This is a genomic window from Streptococcus mitis (genome assembly GCF_023109515.1).
Classification (GTDB): Bacteria; Bacillota; Bacilli; order Lactobacillales; family Streptococcaceae; genus Streptococcus; species Streptococcus mitis_CS.
Genome location: NZ_JALDUM010000001.1, coordinates 169,329 through 193,696 on the forward strand (window position 1 = coordinate 169,329; position 24,368 = coordinate 193,696).

24 protein-coding genes and 1 tRNA gene are annotated in these 24,368 nt (G+C 41.4%); 20 read left to right on the forward strand and 5 right to left on the reverse strand.

Going from position 1 to position 24,368, the window contains the following annotated elements:
• Positions 1-5: 5 nt before the first annotated feature.
• The 3 genes from M1G05_RS00905 to M1G05_RS00915 all read left to right on the forward strand — a co-directional run bounded on the left by M1G05_RS00905 (position 6) and on the right by M1G05_RS00915 (position 3,198).
• The gene (locus M1G05_RS00905; protein ID WP_247952743.1) at positions 6-1,109 is read left to right on the forward strand and encodes an NAD(P)/FAD-dependent oxidoreductase; all 1,104 of its coding nucleotides are present in this window, start codon (positions 6-8) and stop codon (positions 1,107-1,109) included.
• Between the two features lie 102 nt (positions 1,110-1,211).
• A complete protein-coding gene (galE, locus tag M1G05_RS00910) occupies positions 1,212-2,231 on the forward strand; it encodes a UDP-glucose 4-epimerase GalE (RefSeq protein WP_045611214.1) in 1,020 nt (339 codons plus the stop codon).
• On the forward strand, positions 2,215-3,198 hold the full coding sequence (locus M1G05_RS00915) for a glycosyltransferase family 2 protein (protein WP_247952745.1): 984 nt from the start codon (positions 2,215-2,217) through the stop codon (positions 3,196-3,198). Before galE ends, M1G05_RS00915 begins: the two co-directional genes overlap by 17 nt.
• Before the next feature lie 57 nt (positions 3,199-3,255).
• Here M1G05_RS00915 and M1G05_RS00920 read toward each other — a convergent pair whose 3' ends face one another.
• Positions 3,256-3,453, reverse strand: a complete 198-nt coding sequence (locus tag M1G05_RS00920) for a ferredoxin (protein ID WP_024057475.1) — start codon at positions 3,451-3,453, stop codon at positions 3,256-3,258.
• Positions 3,454-3,498: 45 nt separating this feature from the next.
• On the opposite strand from M1G05_RS00920, the gene M1G05_RS00925 reads away from it, so the two are divergent.
• From M1G05_RS00925 to M1G05_RS00965, 9 genes are all read left to right on the forward strand, one after another.
• Positions 3,499-3,987, forward strand: coding sequence for an SAG1386/EF1546 family surface-associated protein (locus tag M1G05_RS00925; protein WP_247952747.1), 489 nt, complete (start codon positions 3,499-3,501; stop codon positions 3,985-3,987).
• Positions 3,988-3,995: 8 nt separating this feature from the next.
• Complete coding sequence (gene cmk, locus M1G05_RS00930; protein ID WP_049516459.1) at positions 3,996-4,667, forward strand: (d)CMP kinase; 672 nt, start codon at positions 3,996-3,998, stop codon at positions 4,665-4,667.
• A gap of 130 nt (positions 4,668-4,797) precedes the next feature.
• The gene (locus tag M1G05_RS00935) at positions 4,798-5,136 is read left to right on the forward strand and encodes a zinc ribbon domain-containing protein YjdM (RefSeq protein WP_001061596.1); all 339 of its coding nucleotides are present in this window, start codon (positions 4,798-4,800) and stop codon (positions 5,134-5,136) included.
• Positions 5,137-5,138: 2 nt separating this feature from the next.
• Positions 5,139-5,768 carry a Pr6Pr family membrane protein gene (locus M1G05_RS00940; protein WP_084925646.1) on the forward strand — a complete coding sequence of 210 codons (630 nt, stop codon included), beginning with the start codon at positions 5,139-5,141 and terminating at the stop codon, positions 5,766-5,768.
• A 276-nt stretch (positions 5,769-6,044) separates the two neighbouring features.
• Positions 6,045-7,196 carry an MFS transporter gene (locus tag M1G05_RS00945; protein ID WP_023946242.1) on the forward strand — a complete coding sequence of 384 codons (1,152 nt, stop codon included), beginning with the start codon at positions 6,045-6,047 and terminating at the stop codon, positions 7,194-7,196.
• 99 nt (positions 7,197-7,295) lie between these two features.
• Positions 7,296-8,045 (forward strand): tRNA pseudouridine(38-40) synthase TruA, encoded by a 750-nt coding sequence (gene truA, locus M1G05_RS00950; RefSeq protein WP_247952753.1) that lies wholly within the window; start codon positions 7,296-7,298, stop codon positions 8,043-8,045.
• Positions 8,035-8,808 (forward strand): bifunctional hydroxymethylpyrimidine kinase/phosphomethylpyrimidine kinase, encoded by a 774-nt coding sequence (locus M1G05_RS00955; RefSeq protein ID WP_000794766.1) that lies wholly within the window; start codon positions 8,035-8,037, stop codon positions 8,806-8,808. Before truA ends, M1G05_RS00955 begins: the two co-directional genes overlap by 11 nt.
• Entirely contained in the window at positions 8,786-9,247 is a 462-nt protein-coding gene (locus M1G05_RS00960; RefSeq protein WP_000814989.1) for an ECF transporter S component, read from the forward strand. The genes M1G05_RS00955 and M1G05_RS00960 overlap by 23 nt, the downstream gene beginning before the upstream one ends.
• A gap of 112 nt (positions 9,248-9,359) precedes the next feature.
• Positions 9,360-10,708 (forward strand): IS3 family transposase gene (locus M1G05_RS00965; RefSeq protein ID WP_247952755.1). Its coding sequence is split into 2 segments (ribosomal slippage): positions 9,360-9,801 and positions 9,801-10,708, totalling 1,350 coding nucleotides; the frame shifts between segments, so codons are not numbered across the junction.
• Positions 10,709-10,789: 81 nt separating this feature from the next.
• Here the strand turns inward: M1G05_RS00965 and M1G05_RS00970 are convergent.
• From M1G05_RS00970 to M1G05_RS00985, 4 genes are all read right to left on the reverse strand, one after another.
• Entirely contained in the window at positions 10,790-11,872 is a 1,083-nt protein-coding gene (locus tag M1G05_RS00970) for a M24 family metallopeptidase (RefSeq protein ID WP_000040929.1), read from the reverse strand.
• Between the two features lie 126 nt (positions 11,873-11,998).
• Positions 11,999-12,781, reverse strand: a complete 783-nt coding sequence (gene gatD / locus M1G05_RS00975) for a lipid II isoglutaminyl synthase subunit GatD (RefSeq protein ID WP_078238246.1) — start codon at positions 12,779-12,781, stop codon at positions 11,999-12,001.
• Positions 12,781-14,124, reverse strand: a complete 1,344-nt coding sequence (murT, locus tag M1G05_RS00980; protein WP_247952757.1) for a lipid II isoglutaminyl synthase subunit MurT — start codon at positions 14,122-14,124, stop codon at positions 12,781-12,783. The genes gatD and murT overlap by 1 nt, the downstream gene beginning before the upstream one ends.
• Before the next feature lie 204 nt (positions 14,125-14,328).
• On the reverse strand, positions 14,329-15,645 hold the full coding sequence (locus tag M1G05_RS00985) for an FAD-containing oxidoreductase (protein WP_247952759.1): 1,317 nt from the start codon (positions 15,643-15,645) through the stop codon (positions 14,329-14,331).
• A gap of 329 nt (positions 15,646-15,974) precedes the next feature.
• On the opposite strand from M1G05_RS00985, the gene cshA reads away from it, so the two are divergent.
• The 8 genes from cshA to M1G05_RS01025 form a co-directional block, all read left to right on the forward strand.
• On the forward strand, positions 15,975-17,549 hold the full coding sequence (cshA, locus tag M1G05_RS00990) for a degradosome RNA helicase CshA (RefSeq protein WP_150922544.1): 1,575 nt from the start codon (positions 15,975-15,977) through the stop codon (positions 17,547-17,549).
• A 256-nt stretch (positions 17,550-17,805) separates the two neighbouring features.
• Positions 17,806-18,594 (forward strand): GTP-sensing pleiotropic transcriptional regulator CodY, encoded by a 789-nt coding sequence (codY, locus tag M1G05_RS00995; RefSeq protein WP_000940738.1) that lies wholly within the window; start codon positions 17,806-17,808, stop codon positions 18,592-18,594.
• Positions 18,594-19,169, forward strand: coding sequence for a cysteine hydrolase family protein (locus M1G05_RS01000; RefSeq protein ID WP_247952761.1), 576 nt, complete (start codon positions 18,594-18,596; stop codon positions 19,167-19,169). The genes codY and M1G05_RS01000 overlap by 1 nt, the downstream gene beginning before the upstream one ends.
• A 79-nt stretch (positions 19,170-19,248) precedes the next feature.
• Positions 19,249-19,334 (forward strand) — tRNA-Leu (locus M1G05_RS01005).
• Positions 19,335-19,471: 137 nt separating this feature from the next.
• Positions 19,472-20,749 (forward strand): ABC transporter permease, encoded by a 1,278-nt coding sequence (locus M1G05_RS01010; RefSeq protein WP_247952763.1) that lies wholly within the window; start codon positions 19,472-19,474, stop codon positions 20,747-20,749.
• Positions 20,750-20,761: 12 nt separating this feature from the next.
• Entirely contained in the window at positions 20,762-21,409 is a 648-nt protein-coding gene (gene vex2, locus M1G05_RS01015; RefSeq protein WP_000173750.1) for an ABC transporter ATP-binding subunit Vex2, read from the forward strand.
• 50 nt (positions 21,410-21,459) lie between these two features.
• The gene (vex3, locus tag M1G05_RS01020) at positions 21,460-22,839 is read left to right on the forward strand and encodes an ABC transporter permease (RefSeq protein ID WP_247952765.1); all 1,380 of its coding nucleotides are present in this window, start codon (positions 21,460-21,462) and stop codon (positions 22,837-22,839) included.
• Positions 22,840-23,196: 357 nt separating this feature from the next.
• On the forward strand, positions 23,197-24,368 hold a 1,172-nt coding region (locus M1G05_RS01025), incomplete at its 3' end, for a LysM peptidoglycan-binding domain-containing protein (protein WP_345773037.1).

Below are 24,368 nucleotides of genomic sequence, written 5' to 3' on the forward strand. Positions count from 1 at the left end.
AAACAATGAAAAAAGTTGCTATTATCGGAGCAGGGATTGTAGGTGCAACAGCTGCCTACTACCTCTCGAAAGAAAGTGACCTAGAAGTAACCGTTTTTGACCATGGACAAGGTCAGGCTACCAAGGCCGCAGCAGGAATTATCAGTCCTTGGTTTTCCAAACGCCGCAATAAGGCCTGGTACAAAATAGCGCGCTTGGGGGCTGACTTTTATGTGGATTTATTAGCTGATTTAGAGAAGTCAGGACAAGAAATCGACTTTTACCAGCGTTCGGGAGTCTTTCTCCTGAAAAAGGATGAAACTAAGTTGGAAGAACTTTATCAACTAGCCCACCAGCGCAGAGAAGAATCTCCTTTGATAGGGCAATTAGCCATTCTGGATTCAGCATCAGCTAATGAATTATTCCCTGGCTTGCAGGGATTTGACCACCTGCTCTATGCTTCTGGTGGAGCGAGAGTAGATGGCCAACTCTTAGTGACTCGTTTGCTGGAAGCCAGTCAGGTCAAGCTGGTCAAAGAAAAAGCAACTCTGACACCTTTAGCATCAGGTTACCAGATTGGCGAAGAGGTGTTTGATCAGGTTATTTTGGCGACGGGAGCTTGGTTGGGACACCTGTTAGAGCCTTTAGGTTATGAAGTAGATGTTCGTCCCCAAAAGGGGCAACTCCGAGATTATCAACTTCCCCAAGACATGGAAGCTTACCCTGTTGTCATGCCAGAAGGGGAGTGGGATTTGATTCCTTTTGCAGGTGGGAAATTGTCCCTAGGAGCTACTCATGAAAATGATATGGGATTTGATTTGACGGTAGATGAAACCTTACTCCAACAAATGGAGGAGGCAGCCCTGCCTTGCTATCCTAGTTTAGTAGAAGCTAACAGAGCTGGTGAGCGTGTGGGAATCCGTGCCTACACTAGTGATTTCTCACCTTTCTTTGGGCAGGTGCCAGAATTAGCAGGTGTCTATGCTGCTAGTGGACTAGGTTCATCAGGCCTCACAACTGGTCCTATCATTGGCTACCATCTAGCTCAACTGATCCAAGACAAGGAGTTGACCTTGGACCCTATAAACTATCCAATTGAAAACTATGTCAAACGAGTAAAAAGCGAATAAGCATTTTACTGAAATTTTAGCTTTCCCTCTAGGATGGTAAATGACATTCCCTATCAAAAATGGTAAAATAAGAAAAAATAGTCCGAGAATCGAGGAAAAAAGATGCAAGAAAAGATTTTGGTAACTGGTGGAGCAGGTTTTATCGGAACCCACACAGTTATTGAGTTAATCCAAGCAGGTCATCAGGTTGTTGTGGTGGATAACCTTGTTAATAGTAACAGAAAAAGTTTAGAAGTTGTTGAGAGAATTACAGGAGTTGAAGTGCCTTTCTATGAGGCAGATATCCGTGATACTGATACTCTCAGAGATATTTTCAAGCAAGAAGAACCAACAGGGGTCATTCACTTTGCTGGCTTGAAGGCTGTTGGCGAATCAACACGTATCCCTCTTGCCTACTATGACAACAATATCGCAGGAACTGTCAGTCTTCTAAAAGCTATGGAAGAAAACAACTGTAAAAATATCATTTTCAGTTCTTCTGCGACAGTTTACGGAGATCCTCATACAGTGCCCATCTTGGAAGATTTCCCACTTTCAGTGACCAATCCATATGGCCGCACTAAGCTTATGCTTGAGGAAATTTTGACAGATATCTACAAGGCAGACTCAGAATGGAATGTGGTCTTACTTCGTTACTTTAACCCAATCGGAGCCCATGAGAGTGGTGATTTGGGAGAAAATCCAAACGGTATTCCAAACAATCTCTTGCCATATGTGACTCAAGTAGCAGTTGGGAAATTAGAACAAGTGCAAGTGTTTGGAGACGATTACGATACGGAAGATGGAACTGGTGTTCGTGATTATATCCACGTTGTCGATTTGGCTAAAGGTCACGTTGCAGCTCTACAAAAAATTCAAAAAGGTTCAGGCCTAAACGTTTATAACCTTGGAACAGGTAAAGGCTACTCAGTTCTTGAAATTATCCAAAACATGGAAAAAGCAGTGGGACGTCCAATTCCTTACCGCATCGTAGACCGCCGACCAGGGGATATCGCAGCCTGCTATTCAGATCCTGCAAAAGCCAAAGCAGAACTCGGCTGGGAAGCAGAATTAGGCATCACCCAAATGTGTGAAGACGCATGGCGTTGGCAAAGCAAGCATCCAAATGGATTTGAAGACTAAGATGGTGATGTCAATCATTGTCCCCTGTTTAAACGAAGAGGAAGTACTTCCTCTTTTTTATCAGGCTTTGGAAGCTTTACTTCCAGATTTGGAAACAGAAATTGAGTATGTCTTTGTCGACGATGGATCAAGTGATGGGACTTTGGAACTCTTAAAGACCTATCGGGAGCAAAATTCGGCAGTTCATTATATTTCTTTCTCGCGAAATTTTGGCAAAGAAGCTGCTCTATATGCAGGCTTGCAATATGCGACAGGAGATCTGGTGGTGGTAATGGATGCAGACCTACAGGATCCTCCTAGTATGTTGCTTGAGATGAAAAACTTACTAGACAAGAATGCAGATTTAGACTGTGTTGGGACCCGTAGAACTAGTCGGGAGGGAGAACCCTTCTTTCGTAGTTTCTGTGCTGATCTCTTTTATGGCTTCATGAAAAAAATTAGCCCAGTAGCCTTGCCCTCAGGTGTCCGTGATTTTCGCATGATGAGAAGATCTGTAGTCGATGCTATTTTAAGCTTGACTGAGTCCAATCGCTTTTCGAAGGGACTCTTTGCCTGGGTCGGCTTTAAAACCCACTATCTGGACTATCCAAATGTCGAAAGGCAGGCTGGCAAGACCAGTTGGAGTTTTAGGCAACTCTTTTTCTACTCCATTGAAGGGATTGTTAATTTTTCAGATTTTCCCTTGATTATAGCCTTTGTGGCAGGTCTCCTATCTTGTTTTATATCTCTGCTTATGACCTTTTTTGTTGTGGTTCGGACCCTCATTTTGGGCAATCCGACATCAGGTTGGACCTCTCTGATGGCTGTTATTCTCTTCCTTGGTGGGATTCAACTCTTGACCATTGGGATTCTCGGCAAGTATATCAGTAAGATTTATCTAGAGACTAAAAAAAGACCACTTTATCTCGTCAAAGAAAAAAGTGACCTTCCTGATTTTACAGAAAAAAATAAAGAGAAAAGACTATAATTTTGCATAGAAATATGCTAAACTAGAAGGAGTGGAACGTTCTTGTCGATATTAGAGTTAATCTTTAATCAAGGCACGTGTCGGACAGTTTCTAACAGCTTCTATGACGTCCTGACTAGGAGAGATTTCTTTTTCTAGTTGGTCAGGGTCATCGTAAAAACGCACGATTCCATTATCGTGGTAATCAAATAATTCAGAATAAGTTTGGCAAAGCCCACAGGCAATGCAACGTTCAGGTATAAGTGTGATTTTCATATTTATATTGTAATAAGAAAAGTAAAAAAAAACAAGGAGTAAGGTATGGCAAAAGAACCGTGGCAAGAAGATATTTATGAGAATCAAGAAGAAACAAGATCAGAACGTCGTAAGAGAGAACAAGGTGGAGGAGTGCTGGCTAATCGTATCTTGACTATTTTAGCAAGTATTTTCTTTGTGATTGTAGTTGTGATGATTATTGTTCTTATCTATCTTTCATCGGGTGGGAGTAATCGCACAGCAGCCTTGAAAGATTTTCACGATTCAGATACAAAAGTAGAGCAAGTCTCTTCTACATCTAGTAGTTCAGAGCAGGAATCTTCTAGTTCAGAGGAGAAGGTTGAAGAGTCATCTAGTAGTTCAGAACATCCAACTGATCCAGAAGGAACTACAAAAGTTATGGCTGGAGAAGGAGAAGCAGCCATTGCCGCTCGTGCAGGAATCTCGATTGCTCAGTTAGAGGCCTTGAATCCTGGCCATATGGCTACAGGATCTTGGTTTGCTAATCCAGGTGATGTTGTCAAAATCAAATAGGAGTTGATATGAAAACAATTCAAATTGCTATTGACGGTCCTGCTTCGAGTGGTAAGAGTACAGTCGCAAAGATTATTGCCAAGGATTTTGGTTATACCTACCTCGATACAGGTGCCATGTATCGTGCAGCGACTTATATGGCTCTTAAAAACCAGTTAGGAGTAGAAGAAGTTGAAGCACTTCTAACCTTGTTAGACCAGCATCCAATCAGTTTCGGGCGCTCAGAAACTGGAGAACAGCTTGTCTTTGTAGGAGATGTGGATATTACCCATCCTATCCGTGAAAATGAAGTGACTAATCATGTTTCTGCCATCGCAGCAATTCCTGAAGTGCGTGAGAAACTAGTTTCTCTCCAACAAGAGATTGCCCAGCAAGGCGGTATTGTCATGGACGGTCGCGATATTGGGACTGTTGTATTGCCACAAGCAGAATTGAAAATTTTCCTAGTAGCTTCGGTAGATGAAAGAGCAGAGCGTCGTTACAAGGAAAATATTGCCAAGGGAATTGAAACAGACCTTGAAACCCTAAAAGAGGAAATTGCTGCGCGTGACTACAAGGATAGTCATCGTGAGACTTCGCCTCTCAAACAAGCAGAGGACGCTGTCTACCTTGATACAACTGGCTTGAACATTCAAGAAGTAGTTGAAAAAATCAAAGCAGAAGCTAAAAAAAGAATGTAGATGTAGAAAAGCCGATAGATTGATATCGGTTTTTTTCTATATTTGTCAAAATGCTGATTTTAAGGTATAATAGTTGCTGTTCGAGAAATTTTGATTTTCAAAGAATAGTGAATGATGATAAGGAGAAACCATGAACAACCTACCAAATTGCCCAAAATGTAACTCAGAGTATGTCTACGAAGACGGTGCCCTACTGGTTTGCCCAGAGTGTGCTTATGAGTGGAATCCTGCTGAAGTTGCAGATGTAGAAGAGGGCCTTGTTGCTATCGATGCCAACGGGAATAAATTGGCTGACGGTGATACTGTAACCCTCATCAAGGACTTGAAAGTAAAAGGTGCGCCAAAAGATTTGAAACAAGGGACGCGCGTGAAAAATATCCGCATCGTAGAAGGCGACCACAATATCGACTGTAAAATTGATGGCTTTGGTGCCATGAAACTCAAATCAGAGTTTGTGAAGAAAATTTAAGCATGTCAAAACACTATAAACTTGTATTTTATAGCCGTATCTTCTTGTTTCTAGCGGCTTTTACGGGAGTTTATCTTGAAATCGCCAAGCATGGTGGCTTTGGGATGTTGCTCTATTATACGGTTCTGTCCAACCTTTTAGTCGCGATTTTTACGCTCTATCTCCTAAAGGTTATGAGCCGTTTAGGTGACAACTGGCAAAGATCAAGTCTCTTGCGCTTAAAAGGTGGAGTCACTATGAGTATCATGATTACCTGTGTGATTTACCATTTCCTCCTGGCGCCCATTGCGACTAATTTTTATACTCTAGAAAATTTCCTTTGCCACTATATCGTTCCCCTCTGGTTTTTAGCAGATACCCTCTTTTTTGACAAACAGGGTCAATACAAAATCTGGGATCCAGTTGTGTGGACAATTTTACCCTTACTTTATATGATTTTTGCTCTTTTTAATGGCTTGGTACTGAAACTTGATGTTCCTAATTCTAAGGTCAGTCCCTTCCCTTACTTCTTTTTGAATGTGAACAAGGGGTGGGATGTCGTGTTCAAGTGGTGTCTGATTATATTTGTTGCCTATATGGTGGCAGGATTTATCTTCTACTTTATCAAGCAAATAAAGAGAAAGTCATCCTAATACTCTTCGAGAATCTCTTCAAACCACGTCAGTTTCGCCTTGCCGTATATATGGTTACTGACTTCGTCAGTTTCATCTACAACCTCAAAGCAGTGCTTTGAGCAACCTGCGGCTAGCTTCCTAGTTTGCTCTTTGATTTTCATTGAGTATAAGACACAAGGGATTCATTTTCGAGTTTAAGAAGGAGTCTGTACACTAAAGAGGCTTCTTCTTTTCTTGCTTGTTTGATGACTATCAAAAAAGTAGAAGATTAAGAGAAATATAGAAAGAGATTTCATGAAACAATTTTTAGAACGGGCCAGTATTTTGGCTCTCTCCCTCGTTTTGATTACGTCCTTTTCCATCTCGAGTGCCCTGCCAGCCATGTTTGACTATTATCAAGGTTATCCTAAGGAACAAATTGAGCTCTTGGCGAGCTTGCCTTCCTTTGGAATCATGATTATGTTATTACTAAATGGTTTCTTAGAAAAAATATTTCCTGAGCGCTTACAGATCAGTTTGGGATTGCTGATTTTATCACTGAGTGGAACGGCTCCCTTTTGGTACCAAGCTTATCCTTTTGTCTTTGGAACACGGATTCTTTTTGGTTTAGGTGTTGGGATGATCAATGCCAAGGCCATTTCTATTATCAGTGAACGCTATCAAGGAAAAACGAGAATTCAGATGTTAGGGCTACGCGGTTCTGCAGAGGTCGTTGGGGCTTCTCTCATTACCTTGGCAGTCGGCCAATTGTTGGCCTTTGGTTGGACAGCTACTTTCTTAGCTTATAGTGCTGGATTTTTAGTTCTGATCCTTTATCTGCTCTTTGTACCTTATGGAAAAGAAAAGAAAGAAGTCAAGAAAAAAACGAAGGAAGCAAGTCGCTTAACTCGGGAAATGAAGGGCTTGATTTTTATCTTAGCTATTGAAGCGGCGGTTGTAGTTTGTACCAATACAGCTATTACCATCCGTATTCCAAGTCTGATGGTGGAAAGAGGACTGGGAGATGCCCAGTTATCTAGTTTTGTTCTTAGTGTCATGCAGTTAATCGGGATTGTGGCTGGTGTGAGTTTTTCTTTCCTGATTTCAATATTTAAAGAGAAACTGCTCCTCTGGTCTGGTATTACCTTCGGCTTGGGGCAAATTGTGATTGCCTTGTCTCCATCCTTGTGGGTGGTAGTGGCAGGAAGTATTCTGGCTGGCTTTGCCTACAGTGTAGCCTTGACGACAGTCTTTCAACTTGTCTCTGAAAGAATTCCAGCTAAACTCCTCAATCAAGCAACCTCATTTGCAGTTTTAGGCTGTAGTTTCGGAGCCTTTACGACTCCATTCGTTCTAGGTGCAATTGGCTTATTAACTCACAATGGGATGTTGGTCTTTGCTATCTTAGGATCTTGGTTAATTGTAACCTCTATCTTTGTCATGTACCTACTTCAAAAGAGAGCTTAGGATTGGTTTCCTAAGTTTTTCTTTTTTGGATTTTTGTACCCAGACACTATTTGATTTAGGGCCTTGTTTACAGACTAATTTCTTGATAAAATAGAAGTTATGACAAGATATAAAGCAACTATTTCCTATGATGGTTACGTCTTTGCTGGTTTTCAGCGCCAGCCTCATGCGCGTAGCGTTCAGGAAGAAATTGAAAAAACCTTGACCAGGTTAAATAAAGGGCAAGCCATTACTGTTCACGGTGCTGGTAGGACAGATAGTGGGGTTCATGCTCTGGGACAGGTGCTTCATTTTGATCTACCTTATCAGATGGATGAGGAGAAGCTCCGTTTTGCTTTGGACACCCAGTCTCCTGAAGATATTGATGTGATTTCGATTGAGCTTGTGGCGGATGATTTTCATTGCCGTTATGCCAAGCATAGCAAGACCTATGAGTTTATCGTGGATAGAGGACGTCCCAAAAATCCTATGCGCCGTCACTATGCCACCCACTTTCCTTATCCGCTTGATGTGGAACGGATGCGGGAGGCTATCAAAAAATTAGAGGGAACCCATGATTTCACCGGCTTTACAGCCTCTGGGACTAGTGTAGAGGATAAGGTTCGCACCATCACAGAAGCTAGTCTTAGGGTTGATGAGACAGGCCAGTTTTTGACCTTTACCTTTTCAGGAAATGGTTTCTTGTATAAGCAGATTCGTAATATGGTGGGGACACTGCTTAAAATCGGCAATAACCGCATGCCAGTAGAGCAGATTGACCTCATCTTGGAGAAAAAGGACAGGCAGCTTGCAGGTCCCACTGCAGCACCAAATGGTTTATATTTAAAGGAGATTCGTTATGAAGAATAATCGTATTTTAGCACTTTCTGGAAATGATATTTTTAGTGGTGGTGGTTTGTCAGCTGATTTGGCTACTTATACCTTGAACGGCTTGCATGGCTTTGTAGCAGTGACTTGTTTGACAGCCTTGACGGAAAAGGGCTTTGAAGTCTTTCCAACTGACGATACCATTTTTCAACATGAATTAGATAGCTTGCGTGATGTGGAGTTTGGGGGGATTAAGATTGGTCTTCTACCAACTGTCAGTGTGGCTGAGAAGGCCTTGGACTTTATCAAGCAATGCCCAGGAGTGCCTGTGGTTCTGGACCCTGTCTTGGTCTGCAAGGAAACACACGACGTAGCTGTAAGTGAACTCTGTCAAGAGTTGATTCGCTTTTTCCCTTATGTCAGTGTGATTACGCCTAATCTTCCTGAAGCAGAATTATTGACTGGTCAGGAAATCAAAACCTTGGAAGACATGAAAGCTGCAGCGCAGAAATTGCATGAATTAGGAGCGCCAGCAGTCATTATCAAGGGAGGCAATCGCCTTAGTCAGGACAAGGCTGTAGATGTCTTTTATGATGGACAAAACTTTACAGTCCTAGAAAATCCTGTCATTCAAGGGCAAAATGCTGGTGCAGGTTGTACCTTTGCCTCTAGCATTGCCAGTCACTTGGTTAAAGGTGATGAACTTTTACCAGCAGTAGAAAGCTCTAAGGATTTCGTTTATCGTTCTATTGCACAAGCAGATCAGTATGGAGTAAGACAATATGAAGCAAACCAAAACAACTAAAATCGCCCTTGTATCCCTCTTAACCGCCCTCTCTGTGGTTCTAGGTTATTTCTTAAAAATTCCAACACCGACAGGCATTTTAACTCTTTTAGATGCGGGTGTCTTCTTTACGGCCTTCTACTTTGGTAGTCGTGAAGGGGCTGTAGTAGGAGGACTAGCAGGTTTCTTGATTGACCTCTTATCAGGCTATCCTCAGTGGATGTTCTTTAGCTTGGTCAACCATGGCTTGCAGGGATTTTTCGCAGGATTTAAAGGAAAAACTCAGTGGTTAGGCCTTATCTTAGCAACGATTGCCATGGTAGGGGGTTACGCCTTGGGCTCTACATTGATGAATGGCTGGGCTGCAGCTCTACCAGAAATTTTACCAAATTTCATGCAAAATATGGTAGGGATGATTGTAGGATTTATCCTTAGTCAAAGTATCAAGAAGATTAAGTAATGAGCCTGAGTCAAAAGTCTTTCAAATAAGAAAAACGCATAGTATCAGGTGTTGAATGAACTGCACCCCAAAAGTTAGACAGAGAAAATCTAACTTTTGGGGTATTTTTATTATGAAATTAACTTATGATGATAAAGTTCAGATCTATGAACTTAGAAAACAAGGCTATAGCTTAGAGAAGCTTTCAAATAAATTTGGGATAAATAATTCTAATCTTAGGTATATGATTAAATTGATTGATCGTTACGGAATAGAGTTCGTCAAAAAAGGAAAAAATCGTTACTATTCTCCTGATTTAAAACAAGAAATGATTCATAAAGTCTTACATGAAGGCTGGACTAAAGATAGAGTTTCTCTTGAATACGGCCTCCCAAGTCGTACGATACTTCTTAATTGGCTAGCACAATACAAGAAAAATGGGTATACTATTGTTGAGAAAACAAGAGGGAGAGTACCTAAAATGGGACGTAAGCCAAAAAAGAGACCTGAAGAGAGGACAGAATTAGAACGTCTTCAAGCAGAAAATGAGTACCTGAGAGCGGAGAATGCCATCCTAAAAAAGTTGAGAGAACTCCGATTGAAGGAGAAAAAAGAGAAAGAAGAAAGACAGAAATTGTTCAAGAATTAATGACTGAGTTTTCGTTAGATATTCTTCTAAAATCCATTAAACTAGCTCGTTCGACCTACTACTATCACTTGAAACAACTAGACAAACCAGATAAGGACCAAGAGCTTAAAGCTGAAATTCAATCCATTTTTATCGAACACAAGGGAAATTATGGTTATCGTCGGATTCATTTAGAACTAAGAAATCGTGGTTATCTGGTAAATCAGAAAAGAGTTCAACGCTTGATGAAAGTACTCAATTTACAAGCTAAAGTGCGACAGAAACGAAAATATTCTTCTCATAAAGGAGATGTTGGTAAGAAGGCAGAGAATCTCATTCAACGTCAATTTAAAGGCTCTAAAACAATGGAAAAGTGCTACACAGATGTGACAGAATTTGCCATTCCAGCAAGTACTCAAAAGCTTTACTTATCACCAGTTTTAGATGGTTTTAATAGCGAAATTATCGCCTATAATCTTTCAACTTCACCTAACTTAGAACAAGTAAAAACGATGTTGGAACAGGCCTTCACAGAGAAACACTACGAGGATACGATTCTCCATAGTGACCAAGGTTGGCAATACCAACACGACTCTTATCATCGGTTCCTAGAGAGTAAGGGAATTCAAGCATCTATGTCGCGCAAGGGTAACAGCCCAGACAACGGTATGATGGAGTCCTTCTTTGGCATTCTGAAATCGGAGATGTTTTATGGTTATGAGAAGTCATTTCAGTCGCTTAAGCAATTGGAACAAGCCATTGTAGACTATATTGATTACTACAACAACAAACGAATTAAGGTTAAACTAAAAGGACTCAGTCCTGTGCAATACAGAACTAAATCCTTTCAATAATTATTTGTCTAACTTTTTGGGGTCAGTACACAAAGAACCTTGGTAATATGCGTTTTGTTGTGGGAAGATTTTCGAAGAATTTTAATCAAAATAAAGCAAGTCTTTGCTGGTGTTTGTAAAGAGGTCAAAGCCATCTTTGGTAACAACACCACAGTCTTCGATACGGACACCGACTTTACCAGGGATATAGATACCTGGTTCAACAGAGAAGCACATGCCTTCTTCGATGACCATGTCGTTTCCTTCCATGATAGATGGGAATTCATGGACATCCATACCGATACCGTGACCGAGACGGTGGTTGAAGTACTCGCCGTAACCAGCTTTTTCGATGACCTCACGAGCAGCGCGATCCACTTCATGGGCAGTCACTCCTGGCTTGATAAAGTCAAGAGCAGCTTGTTGGGCTTCAAGAGTCAAGTTATAAATGTCTTTCTTGAATTGGTCAGGTTTGCCGACTGCGACTGTACGAGTCATATCTGACGCATAGCCGTTGACTAGAACACCAAGGTCAAAGAGGAGAAGAGCATCATTTTCAACCTTGTTAGCTGCTGGAATACCGTGTGGATTTGCAGCATTATCACCAGTCAAGACCATGGTATCAAAGCTCATTTCATAACCTTCACGCTTCATAGCAAAGTCAATTTGGGCGATGATATCTGTCTCTGTCTTATCAAGAGAAATATTATCAAAGCCAACCTTAACAGCCTTGTCCGCATAGAGACCTGCAACCATCATTTTTTGCACTTCGTCAGCAGATTTGATGAGGCGCATGCGTTGGATACGAGGTGTGAGGTTGTTAAACTCAGCAGTTTCAAAAACTGTTTTCAAGCCATGATATTTGGTCAAGATGAGATTGTCAAACTCAACAGCGACACGTTTGAAGTCAAGTTGTGGAAGAGCATGTTTCATTTTTTGCCATGGATTTTCAGAGTCCACATAGCCCACAACTGGGAAGGAAACAGTGCTGCTCGCACGCTCCACTTCAAGGGCTGGGACAAAAAGGAGGGGTTCCTGATCCGCTAGGACAAAAAGGAACATTTGGCGTTCATGGGGATCACTGTAAAAGCCAGTGAGGTAATTGATTGTGACGGGGTCAGATACGACAGCGACGTCTAGTTTTTCTGATTCAAGATATGTTACGATTTGTTGTAATTTAGACATATGCTACCTTCTTTCTACCCCTCTATTTTGGCAAAAAATGAGAGAAAATGCAAGGGAGAAGGGTAAAAGAAAAGACAAAAAAACTCCGACAAGATAACGGAGCTCTTTGATATGGTTTTTCTTGGTTTAAGAAAAGTCAGCCTTGCTTTTGACGTCGCTGTATTCCTCAGCGATTTCTTGGCTGAGAATGTCTTCATAGGCAGGGAGTTGGATGTCCTGACCATATTTCTTCTTGAGGGCTGTAGTGACTAGGCGATAAGCCAGATTGGCATTGCGAGAGAGAATAGGCCCGTGGAAGTAAGAACCGAAAACATTTTTATAATGCACTCCTTCGCCGACCTTTTCTTCGTTATTTCCATTTCCATAGACAACCTGTCCCAGTGGTTTTTGGTCATCTGAGAGGAAGGTACGGCCCTGATGATTTTCAAAACCATAATAGGTTTCATCGAAATCTTCATTGTGAATCTTGATGTCACCGATAAAACGGTTATTGGTCTGGTTGAGGGTATAATGTCCCATGACCCCTAGTCCTTCGATACGTCTCCCTGAAGCTTCAATATAATATTGACCCAATAGTTGGAAACCACCGCAGATAGCCAGAACCACACCGTCGTTTTGGATGTAGTTGTCAATGCTTTCTTTTTTGGCAGGTAGGTCGTCTGCAATAATACTTTGTTCAAAGTCTTGACCGCCACCGAAAAAGGCGATGTCGTAGTGATTTTCATCAAAGTCATCATGGAGAGAAACGATGTCAACCGTCACATGGGCTCCCAGCTTTTCAGCAACATACTTGAGCATGAGGATGTTTCCATTGTCCCCATAGGTATTCATGAGATTTCCGTAGAGGTGAGCAATGTTGAGCTGATAAGGGTAATTGCCAGCTTTTGAGGAAAGTGAAGTATAAACCATTAGTTCATTTCCTTTCTAACAATCTGACGACTAGCCAGCAGTTCGCGGAATTCAAGCATAGCAGTATAGGTAGCCAGGATATAAGCATGCTTGCAGTCTTGGTTTTCAATGGTCTTAAGAACTTGTTCCAGACTACTTGTTTCAGTAATTTTATCAGCTGGATAGCCAGTTACTCGTAGGCGACGTGCGATTTCAGAATGACGAACACCTCCAGCGTTAATTTCTGGAATATCCATCTCAGTGATTTGTTCAAAATCAGCATCCCAGATCCAGCTGGTATCAATTCCGTCTGCATAGTTAGCATTGAGGAGGACAGATAGGCTAAATGGATAAGGTGCTAGTTTGATCATTTCGATAGCTTGAGTTGCACCGACTGGATTTTTAATCAAGACGAGGGTACATTCCTTGTCACCGATATGGAAGGTTTCTTGGCGTCCAAAGACAGCACGGCTCTTATCAAATCCTTGCTTGATGAGTTGTGAATCTGCACCAAGGAAACGGGCGATGGCAACCGCAGCTAGGGCGTTGTAGATATTGTAGAGACCACCGATTTGGATACCGTATTCTTGTCCGTCAATGACAAAGCGAGAGCGATTGTTGGTTAACTCAACCAAGTCTGTCAAGCGATAGTCGATATCAGGACGTTTACATCCGCAGCCTTCACAGATATAGGCACCCAAATTTGCATAGGTATTATGCTCATATTTGAGGATTCCTTGGCAGTCAGGACAGAGAATCCCTTCTGTATTATAGTGAGCCAGCTGGGCTGGTCTTTTCTCCAAGTCAAAACCAAAATACTGTACAGAATTTGGAATAGCTGGCTTGTAGAAAAGTGGGCTGTCTCCATTAAGGAGAACAGTGGCAGTAGGCACTTTACGAATAGCATCCAAAATCATCTTGTAAGTTGTGTAAATCTCACCATAGCGGTCCATCTGGTCACGGAAGATATTCGTGATAACAAATAAGCTTGGCTGGATATAGTCACAGATACGAGATAGACTGGCCTCGTCGATTTCTAGGACGGCAATATTTTTCCCAGTTTTAGAAGATTTGGCGGTTAAGAAGGTTGTCGCAATTCCTGTAATCATGTTGGCACCGCTTGGGTTGGTCAGAACTTGACCATAAACCTCTTTTAAAATGCCGACAGTGAGGGCAGTTGTCAGGGTTTTTCCGTTGGTTCCAGTGACCACGACAATCTCGTAGTTCTTAGCAAGGTTTTGTAAAATATCTTTATCAAATTGAAGGGCGACTTTTCCTGGGAGCGTACTTCCACGGCCAAGACGGCTTAAAATGAAGTGGGAAGAGCGCCCAGCTAGGAGGCCCAAAGTAGTTTTTAATTTCATGTTTCTATTATATCATAAAAGAGGGAAAAGACAGATTTGATACTCAATGAAAATCAAAGAGCAAACTAGGAAGCTAGCCGCAGGCTGTACTTGAGTACGGCAAGGTGAAGCTGACGTGGTTTGAATTTGATTTTCGAAGAGTATGAGATTTCGCAGAAATGAAAACAGCCCTCAGAGGGCTGTTCGATACGATTAAATCTCAACTTAAATCGCAAACAAGTCATTCAAGTTCTCAGCCAAGGTTGGGTGAGTGAAGATTTGTTTTGTGAAGTAAGTGTAAGGAATCTTGTTGTCCATAGCAACAGTGATGATGTTGATGATTTCTTGAGAACCTTCTGAGAAGATGCTTGCTCCAAGAATTTCTTTTGTTTCAGTATTAACAACAGCTTTGAAAGCTCCACGAAGGTCTCCATTTACGTGACCACGAGGCATGGCTGCAACAGGAATTTCCTTAACGGCGTATGGAAGTTTCAAATCAGCTGCTTGGCTTTCAGTCAAACCAACTTGTGAAAGTGCAGGTGTGATGAACATAGTGTTTGGTACATTGAGACGGTCTTCAAGCGTGTAGCTACCATCTCCAGCAAGGTAGCTGTAAACAACACGGAAGTCATCAAGTGAAATGTAAGTAAATTGAAGGCCACCGTTGACATCTCCAACTGCAAAGACACCAGGAACGTTTGTTTGACAATGTTTGTCTACTTTAATAGCACCACGTTCAGTTAGTTCAATATCTGTATTTTCAAGTTGAAGTGGTTCTACATTTGGTTTGCGTCCAGTTGCGTAAAGAAGGGCGTCGAAACGGTAAGTTTCATTTTCAGTTACGACAAGCACTTGGTCACCGTCATTTTTAATTTCAGTAGTACGGATATTTTGAAGCAATTCAATACCGTCTTCTTCCATGTATTGTTTAGCAAGAGCTGCGATGGAAGGTTCTGCACGAGGAAGGAAAGTATCCAAGGCATCTAGGACTGTGACCTTGCTTCCAAGTTTGTTGTAAAGACCAGCAAATTCAAGACCGATATTTCCGCCACCAAGAATTCCAAGTTTTTCAGGTAATTTGTCCAAGTTTTGGATACCTGTTGAGTCAAAGACGTTTTTGCTTGTAGCAAGTCCAGGGATTGGCAAGACGTTTGAAACAGCACCAGTGTTGATGACGATTGTTTCAGCAGTCAGTTCTTTCTTTTCATCACCAGCTTGGATTTCGATGACTTTATTTGAAAGGAAGTGAGCTTCCGCATCAAAGATGTCCACGCCTGTACCAGCAACAGTAGCATAGTTTTTACCGTTGAGGCGACCAGTGATAGTGTTTTTGGTAGCAATCACTTCTTCAAAAGGCAAGTCTTTCTCAGCAGCAACCAGCAAAGTCTTAGTTGGGATACAACCAATGTTGATACAAGTTCCACCGTACATAGCTTTGCTACGTTCAACGAGGGCAACTTTTTTGCCAGCTGAAGCCAATTTACCAGCTAGTGTTTTACCAGCTTTACCAAATCCGATAACGATTAAATCATAAGTTAACATTTAGAGTTCCTCCTATTCGAATTTCATTCTAGCACAAGAAAAAAACTTTTGCACAATTCTGCTACGCTTTAAAAAAGTTTATGAAATAGTGGAAATTTCATCCTCATTTTCTCAGAAAAATCGTTTACATGACATTATAGACGGATTTAACTATCTTTTGCTTCTCTCTTGTGTTATACTAGATAGGTTGCAAAGAAAACAGTACTTTTCTTTTGTGGAAAAGAAGCAACACGATTTTATATCCAGTATATGAAAATACGTCATAAAAAGAAAAGTATAAACTAAGCCCTATAGGGTGGCTTCGCACCACCTTTAGAAAGAAGAAGAACGTGAAATTTAATGAATTAAACTTGTCTGCTGATTTGCTAGCAGAGATTGAAAAAGCTGGTTTTGTAGAAGCCAGTCCGATCCAAGAACAAACCATTCCCTTGGCCCTTGAAGGCAAGGACGTTATCGGTCAAGCTCAGACTGGTACAGGAAAAACTGCAGCCTTTGGCTTGCCTACCCTTGAAAAAATCCGTACAGAAGAAGCGACCATCCAAGCTTTGGTTATCGCTCCAACACGTGAACTTGCTGTCCAAAGTCAGGAGGAATTGTTCCGCTTTGGTCGTAGTAAGGGAGTTAAAGTCCGTTCAGTATATGGCGGATCAAGCATTGAAAAACAAATTAAGGCTCTTAAATCTGGTGCCCATATCGTGGTGGGAACACCTGGTCGCCTCTTGGACTTGATTAAACGCAAGGCCTTGAAATTACAAGATATTGAAACCCTCATCCTTGACGAAGCAGATGAAATGCTCAACATGGGCTTCCTTGAAGATATCGAAGCTATCATTTCTCGTGTCCCTGAAAACCGTCAAACTTTGCTTTTCTCAGCAACTATGCCAGATGCCATCAAACGTATCGGTGTTCAGTTTATGAAAGAACCTGAGCATGTGAAGATTGCGGCTAAGGAATTAACAACAGAATTGGTTGACCAGTACTATATTCGTGTTAAAGAACAAGAAAAATTTGATACCATGACTCGTCTCATGGATGTGGAACAACCAGAACTTGCTATCGTATTTGGTCGTACAAAACGTCGTGTAGATGAATTGACTCGTGGTCTTAAAATCCGTGGCTTCCGTGCAGAAGGAATTCATGGAGACCTAGACCAAAACAAACGTCTTCGTGTCCTTCGTGACTTTAAAAATGGCAATCTTGATGTTTTGGTTGCGACAGATGTTGCAGCGCGTGGCTTGGATATTTCAGGTGTGACCCATGTCTATAACTACGATATTCCACAAGATCCTGAAAGTTATGTTCACCGTATCGGTCGTACAGGTCGTGCTGGTAAGTCAGGTCAGTCTATTACTTTCGTATCACCAAATGAAATGGGCTACCTCCAAATCATTGAGAATTTGACCAAGAAACGCATGAAAGGTCTCAAACCTGCAAGTGCAGAAGAAGCCTTCCAAGCAAAAAAACAGGTAGCTCTCAAGAAAATCGAACGTGATTTTGCAGATGAAACTATCCGTGGCAACTTTGAGAAATTTGGTAAGGATGCTCGTAAGCTAGCTGCCGAATTTACTCCAGAAGAATTGGCAATGTATATCTTGAGTCTGACTGTTCAAGACCCAGATAGTCTTCCTGAAGTGGAGATTGCACGTGAAAAACCACTGCCATTTAAACCATCAGGTAATGGCTTCGGTGGTAACGCTAAGGGAGGTCGTCGTGGAGATGACCGTCGTGATAATCGCCGAGGAGACAACCGTCGTGGTGGTCGCCGTGATGATTTCAAAAAAGGAAGTCGTGGCAACGATCGTTTTGATAAGGAAAAACGTTACCGTAAGGATAATAAAAAACCACGCAATACTTCAAGCGAAAAGAAAACAGGCTTTGTGATTCGTAACAAGGGCGATAAATAATAAAAAGCGGTTCAAAATGAATCGCTTTTTTATATAAGGAGACCGAATGGAAAAAGAAAGATAAATAAAATAAATATATTATCTTCTTGTAATATTATAATACACAAAAATAAGGGGCTTGTCAATAGAAAAGAAGCAATTTAATTAAAAATATTCTTGTTTTTTCAAATTGCAATTAAATAAGCAATTTTCAGATAATAATTGAAAATTCAAGCTGTTTATGTTATAATGATAGCGATTAAATTCGAGGTGAAAAATGGCACATTTATTAGAAAAAACTAGAAAAATTACTTCTATCCTGAAGCGCTCAGAGGAGCAGTTGCAGGAAGAACTCCCCTACAATGCGATTACCCGTCAATTGGCAGATATTATTGACTGTAACGCCTGTATCGTTAATAGCAAGGGACGTCTCCTTGGCTATTTTATGCGTTACAAAACCAATACAGATCGTGTCGAGCAATTCTTCCAAACTAAAATTTTCCCGGATGACTACATTCAAGGTGCGAACATGATTTACGATACAGAAGCCAATCTGACAGTTGATCATGATTTAAGTATTTTTCCTGTGGAAAGTCGTGCCGACTTTCCAGATGGTTTGACGACCATTGCACCAATCCATGTATCAGGGATTCGCCTTGGTTCTTTGATTATTTGGCGCAATGATAAAAAATTCGAAGACGAGGACTTGATTCTTGTTGAGATTGCGAGTACCGTTGTTGGGATTCAACTCCTTAACTTCCAGCGTGAAGAAGATGAGAAAAATATCCGTCGCCGTACTGCTGTTACCATGGCGGTTAATACCCTTTCTTACTCCGAACTTCGTGCTGTTTCAGCCATTTTAGGGGAGTTAAATGGAAATGAAGGGCAGTTGACTGCGTCTGTGATTGCAGACCGTATCGGAATCACCCGTTCTGTGATTGTCAATGCCCTTCGTAAACTTGAGTCGGCAGGGATTATTGAAAGTCGCTCACTTGGAATGAAGGGAACCTACCTTAAGGTCTTGATTTCAGATATTTTTGAAGAAGTGAAGAAAAGAGATTACTAATGGCTAAAGCTTTGATTTCGATTGATTATACAGAAGATTTTGTTGCTGATAGTGGGAAGCTGACAGCAGGTGCTCCAGCTCAGGCGATTTCGGAAGCCATTAGCAAGGTAACTCGATTAGCTTTTGAACGCGGAGATTACATCTTCTTTACTATTGATGCTCATGAAGAAAACGATTGTTTCCATCCAGAAAGCAAGCTATTTCCTCCTCACAATTTGATTGGGACTAGTGGACGCAATTTATACGGAGATTTGGGGACCTTTTATCAAGAGCATGGTTCAGACAGTCGTGTCTTTTGGATGGATAAACGCCATTACTCAGCTTTTTCAGGGACTGACCTGGATATCCGTTTGAGAGAGCGTCGAATTTCTACCGTTATTTTAACAGGAGTTTTGACGGATATCTGTGTCCTGCATACAGCTATAGATGCCTATAATCTAGGATATGATATCGAGATTGTTAAACCAGCTGTTGCTTCCATCTGGCCTGAAAACCATCAATTTGCCCTAGATCATTTCAAAAATACACTCGGAGCTAAGTTAGTAGATGAAAATCTAAATGAAATTTCAGAGTAATTTGGTTGATGAAATGAAAAAAATTGAAAAAAGTATTGACAAGTATCCTAAAAGTTGATATACTAGTGAAGTAATCGACGCGGGGATGGCGGAATTGGCAGACGCGCAGGACTAAGGATCCTGTGACCGCTTTAGGTCGTGAGGGTTCAAGTCCCTCTCTCCGCATAGGATAAGAGTTAGCTTAGGCTAGCTCTTTTTTTCATCTAATTCAAGTAGAGCAAAAAAATTTTGCTCTTTTTTTATATTTCATAAACATTTCATATTTGGATTTTATAATAGTCTTACAAATATGGAGGTGACAAATGAATCCAATCCAAAGAGCTTGGGCTTATGTCAGCAGAAAACGACTGAGAAGTTTTATTTTATTTCTGATTTTATTGGTCCTATTGGCTGGAATTTCAGCCTGTTTGACTCTGATGAAGTCCAACAAAACAGTTGAAACCAATCTTTACAAATCACTCAATACCTCTTTTTCTATTAAGAAGATAGAAAATGGGCAGACTTTCAAGTTGTCAGACCTAGCATCTGTAAGCAAGATTAAGGGACTGGAAAATGTTTCTCCTGAACTCGAGATGGTCGCAAAACTAAAAGACAAGGAAGCAGTGAGTGGCGAGCAGAGCGTTGAACGTGATGATTTGTCAGCTGCGGACAGGAACCTGGTTAGCTTAACGGCTCTTGAGGATTCATCCAAGGATGTGACCTTCACCAGCTCGGCTTTCAACTTAAAAGAAGGGCGACATCTTCAAAAAGGGGATTCAAAGAAAATCATCATCCACGAAGAGTTGGCTAAGAAGAACGGTCTTTCGCTTCATGACAAGCTTCGCTTGGATGCTGGACAGTCAGAAGCTGGGAAAGGACAAACTGTCGAGTTTGAAATCGTCGGAATCTTCTCTGGTAAAAAACAAGAGAAATTTACGGGCTTGTCTTCTGACTTCAGTGAAAACCAAGTCTTTACAGACTATGAAAGTAGCCAAAGCCTTTTGGGAAATGGTGAATCTCTAGTCAGTGCAGCGCGCTTTTATGTAGAAAATCCTAAGGAAATGGAAGGACTCATGAAGCAGGTAGAAAACTTGTCTTTGGAAAATCAAGGCTATCAAGTCGAAAAGGAAAACAAGGCTTTTGAACAAATCAAAGACTCAGTTGCAACCTTCCAAACCTTCCTAACCATCTTCCTTTATGGGATGTTGATAGCTGGAGCTGGAGCCTTAATTTTGGTCTTGTCTCTCTGGTTGAGAGAAAGGGTCTACGAAGTGGGGATTTTACTTGCACTTGGAAAAGGCAAGAGCTCGATCTTCCTACAATTCTGTTTAGAGGTTATTTTGGTATCTCTTGGAGCTTTACTTCCAGCATTTGTTGCAGGAAACGCAATCACATCTTACCTACTCCAAACCCTACTTGCAAGTGGAGATCAGGCAGCCTTACAAGATACGCTAGCCAAAGCAAGCGGTTTATCAGCCAGCATCCTATCTTTTGCAGAATCCTATGTCTTTCTGTTGTTGATTAGTTGCTTATCTGTAGCCCTTTGTTTCCTATTCTTATTTAGAAAATCACCTAAAGAAATTTTATCATCTATTAGTTAAGAAGGAGAAATCATGACTTTATTACAATTACAAGATGTTACCTACCGTTATAAGAACACTGCTGAGGCAGTTTTATATCAGATCAATTATAATTTTGAACCCGGGAAATTTTACAGTATTATTGGTGAGTCAGGAGCAGGAAAATCCACTCTCTTGTCCCTCCTTGCTGGTCTAGACAGTCCTGTTGAAGGTTCTATCCTTTTCCAAGGAGAGGACATTCGTAAGAAGGGCTATTCTTACCATCGTATGCACCATATTTCCCTGGTCTTTCAAAATTATAATTTGATAGATTATCTTTCTCCACTGGAAAATATCCGCTTGGTCAATAAAAAGGCAAGCAAGGATACACTGCTTGAGCTTGGTTTGGATGAAAGCCAGATCAAGCGGAATGTTCTCCAGTTATCAGGTGGTCAACAACAACGTGTTGCCATTGCTCGCAGTTTGGTCTCAGAAGCTCCAGTTATTCTAGCTGATGAGCCAACAGGAAATTTGGATCCTAAGACTGCTGGAGATATTGTCGAACTGCTCAAATCACTTGCCCAGAAAACAGGTAAATGTGTCATTGTCGTAACCCACAGTAAAGAAGTGGCACAAGCGTCAGATATTACACTTGAGTTGAAGGATAAGAAACTGACTGAAACTCGCAATACTAGTAAATAATTTAAGCTTGTTTTGATAGGATTATAAAACAAAATCTAGAAAGGAAACCTATGTTACACAACGCATTTGCCTATGTTACAAGGAAGTTTTTCAAATCGATTGTCATCTTCCTGATTATTCTCCTCATGGCTAGCTTGAGTTTGGTCGGCTTGTCCATCAAGGGAGCTACTGCCAAGGCTTCTCAGGAGACATTTAAAAATATCACCAACAGCTTCTCCATGCAAATCAATCGTCGCGTTAATCAAGGAACGCCACGTGGTGCTGGGAATATCAAGGGTGAGGATATCAAAAAAATCACCGAAAACAAGGCCATCGAGTCTTATGTTAAACGCATCAACGCTATTGGGGATTTGACTGGCTATGAACTCATCGAAACGCCAGATACCAAGAAAAATCTGACACCTGACCGTGCCAAACATTTTGGAAGTAGCTTGATGATTACAGGTGTCAATGACTCCTCTAAAGAAGACAAGTTTGTCTCTGGTTCTTATAAGTTGGTCGAAGGTGAGCACCTAACCAACGACGACAAGGACAAGATCCTCCTGCACAAGGACTTGGCAGCCAAACACGGCTGGAAAGTAGGGGACAAGGTTAAACTGGACTCCAATGTCTACGACGCAGACAATGAAAAAGGTGCTAAGGAAACAGTTGAAGTGACAATCAAGGGACTCTTTGATGGTCACAATAAGTCGGCAGTGACTTACTCACAAGAACTCTATGAAAATACAGCTATTACAGACATTCACACTGCTGCAAAACTTTATGGATACACAGAAGACACAGCTATTTATGGGGACGCAACCTTCTTTGTAACAGCGGACAAGAACTTGGATGATGTTATGAAAGAGTTGAATGGCATCAGTGGTATCAACTGGAAGAGCTATACACTCGTTAAGAGCTCATCTAACTACCCAGCTCTTGAGCAATCCATTTCTGGTATGTACAAGATGGCCAATCTCCTCTTCTGGGGTAGCTTGAGTTTCTCAGTTCTTCTCCTTGCCCTCTTACTCAGCCTTTGGATCAATGCCCGTCGCAAGGAAGTGGGTATTCTCCTCTCTATTGGTCTCAAGCAGGCAAGTATCTTGGGTCAATTCATCACTGAATCCATCTTGATTGCCATCCCTGCTCTTGTTTCTGCATACTTCTTAGCCAACTACACAGCACGTGCAATCGGAAACACTGTTCTTGCCAATGTCACTTCAGGTGTTGCTAAGCAGGCTAGCAAGGCTGCTCAAGCCTCTAACCTTGGTGGTGGTGCAGAAGTAGATGGCTTTAGTAAGACCTTGTCGAGTCTAGACATTTCTATTCAGACATCAGACTTTATTATCGTCTTTGTCCTGGCCTTGGTTTTAGTGGTTCTCGTTATGGCACTTGCTTCAAGCAATCTCCTTAGAAAACAACCAAAAGAGCTCTTGCTGGATGGTGAATAAGTTTGAAAAAATGATTCTGGAAATAGAGAAAGCATCTTGTTTTTCTATTCAAGAATGGTGGATAGAGAATGGCTATTTAACAATACAAAATAGAGCTGAAAGCAGTGGTGAAAATCATTGCTTTCAGTTGCTTTCTTTGTACTTTAGTGTTTAAATATGATATACTAAAGCTATGGAATTTATTAGAAAGGAATTTCATAACTTATATATGGAATTGTGCATAAAAATCTATAGAAATCTTATCTTGAAAATAGATAGATAAATCTGTAGAAGCCTATCCATATCGCAAACATAGGCTAGTAGACCTAGGCAGGGTTTACTTTGGAAAATATAGAATAGTGAGGAAAAATAAACATTATGAGACAAACAAATGTTAGAGGAAGCTTGTCCCTCCGTGGTTTTAGAAAATTGAGAACTGGTGCAATTGTTGCGACAGGTGTGATTCTACTAGGTCTGGGCTTTTTAGCTCCAACTGTATCAGCTAATGAACAAGATGGTGTCTGGGTAGCCAGAACAGTTGCAGAAGTAAAGGCTGATATTCAAAAAGAAGGTGATTTATTTAAGTATGTTATTAAGTGGGGGGACACATTAAGTGTTATCAGCGAAGCAAGTAATATCCCTGTAGATGTACTCCAAGAAATGAATCAAACTTCAGGCAAGAATTTATTCTTACCGCACAATGAATTGTACTTTACTGAAGCTGAAACGATTTCAGATACAGTCACAAAACACAAGATTGTCATCAAGGAAAGTGGTGCAAGTGGCGAAGTTCGCACTTACGAAGTCTTGCTCAAGAAAGATCAAGAGACAAAAGCTGTTACTTTTGAATTAACAGATGTCACTGAGAAAGTTGAAAAAATGGCTGTGAACTATAGCCCAGTCTATCAGCCTGTATCAGCTCCAGTAGTGGAAAGAGCGGAAGAATCGGGTGAAGAACTTGCCTCAGAAGCACCAGCAGAGACAAGCCCAGAAGTTAAGGAAGAAACAGAAGCTCCAGTAGCGTCAAAAGCAGAAACAAGGTCAGAAACTTTAAATGCTCCATCTGCATATACTACAAATGGGTCAGGAAACTCAACTGAATCAAGTCCAGCAGCAGACAAGGCCCCTTCAAATATAGGAACTACAAATCAACCTGTAGCTTCAAATCCAAGTTCTGAAGCGCCAGCGCCAAAAGCAGAGGTACCAGTGACTCCGGCACCGAAAGTAGAAGCGCCATCGACTCCAATGCCAAAAGCAGAAGAACCATCGACTCCAGCACCGAAAGCAGAGGCACCAGCGTCTCCAATGCCAAAAGCAGAAGGACCATCGACTTCAGCACCAAAAGCAGAGTTACCATCGACTCCAGCACCGAAAACAGAAGAGCCAGCAACTCCAGCACCAAAGGTGGATGAGCCAGTATCTCCAGCACCGAAAGCGGATGAGCCAGTATCTCCAGCGCCGAAAGCGGATGAGTCAGTATCTCCAGCGCCAAAATCAGAAGAACCAGCGGTGCCAGCACCAAAGGTGGATGAGCCAGTATCTCCAGCACC

What these genes read in the sequence shown, in the direction of transcription:
- M1G05_RS00925 (WP_247952747.1), top strand. Translation starts at nt 3,499, where the DNA reads ATGGCAAAAGAACCGTGGCAAGAAGATATTTATGAGAATCAAGAAGAA.
- M1G05_RS00955 (WP_000794766.1), top strand. Translation starts at nt 8,035, where the DNA reads ATGAAGAATAATCGTATTTTAGCACTTTCTGGAAATGATATTTTTAGT.
- M1G05_RS00960 (WP_000814989.1), top strand. Translation starts at nt 8,786, where the DNA reads ATGAAGCAAACCAAAACAACTAAAATCGCCCTTGTATCCCTCTTAACC.
- truA (WP_247952753.1), top strand. Translation starts at nt 7,296, where the DNA reads ATGACAAGATATAAAGCAACTATTTCCTATGATGGTTACGTCTTTGCT.
- codY (WP_000940738.1), top strand. Translation starts at nt 17,806, where the DNA reads ATGGCACATTTATTAGAAAAAACTAGAAAAATTACTTCTATCCTGAAG.
- M1G05_RS01010 (WP_247952763.1), top strand. Translation starts at nt 19,472, where the DNA reads ATGAATCCAATCCAAAGAGCTTGGGCTTATGTCAGCAGAAAACGACTG.
- M1G05_RS00970 (WP_000040929.1), bottom strand. Translation starts at nt 11,872, where the DNA reads ATGTCTAAATTACAACAAATCGTAACATATCTTGAATCAGAAAAACTA.
- M1G05_RS00915 (WP_247952745.1), top strand. Translation starts at nt 2,215, where the DNA reads ATGGATTTGAAGACTAAGATGGTGATGTCAATCATTGTCCCCTGTTTA.
- M1G05_RS00905 (WP_247952743.1), top strand. Translation starts at nt 6, where the DNA reads ATGAAAAAAGTTGCTATTATCGGAGCAGGGATTGTAGGTGCAACAGCT.
- M1G05_RS00920 (WP_024057475.1), bottom strand. Translation starts at nt 3,453, where the DNA reads ATGAAAATCACACTTATACCTGAACGTTGCATTGCCTGTGGGCTTTGC.
- vex3 (WP_247952765.1), top strand. Translation starts at nt 21,460, where the DNA reads ATGTTACACAACGCATTTGCCTATGTTACAAGGAAGTTTTTCAAATCG.
- cmk (WP_049516459.1), top strand. Translation starts at nt 3,996, where the DNA reads ATGAAAACAATTCAAATTGCTATTGACGGTCCTGCTTCGAGTGGTAAG.
- M1G05_RS01000 (WP_247952761.1), top strand. Translation starts at nt 18,594, where the DNA reads ATGGCTAAAGCTTTGATTTCGATTGATTATACAGAAGATTTTGTTGCT.
- murT (WP_247952757.1), bottom strand. Translation starts at nt 14,124, where the DNA reads ATGAAATTAAAAACTACTTTGGGCCTCCTAGCTGGGCGCTCTTCCCAC.
- vex2 (WP_000173750.1), top strand. Translation starts at nt 20,762, where the DNA reads ATGACTTTATTACAATTACAAGATGTTACCTACCGTTATAAGAACACT.
- gatD (WP_078238246.1), bottom strand. Translation starts at nt 12,781, where the DNA reads ATGGTTTATACTTCACTTTCCTCAAAAGCTGGCAATTACCCTTATCAG.
- M1G05_RS00945 (WP_023946242.1), top strand. Translation starts at nt 6,045, where the DNA reads ATGAAACAATTTTTAGAACGGGCCAGTATTTTGGCTCTCTCCCTCGTT.
- M1G05_RS00940 (WP_084925646.1), top strand. Translation starts at nt 5,139, where the DNA reads ATGTCAAAACACTATAAACTTGTATTTTATAGCCGTATCTTCTTGTTT.
- M1G05_RS00935 (WP_001061596.1), top strand. Translation starts at nt 4,798, where the DNA reads ATGAACAACCTACCAAATTGCCCAAAATGTAACTCAGAGTATGTCTAC.
- galE (WP_045611214.1), top strand. Translation starts at nt 1,212, where the DNA reads ATGCAAGAAAAGATTTTGGTAACTGGTGGAGCAGGTTTTATCGGAACC.
- M1G05_RS00985 (WP_247952759.1), bottom strand. Translation starts at nt 15,645, where the DNA reads ATGTTAACTTATGATTTAATCGTTATCGGATTTGGTAAAGCTGGTAAA.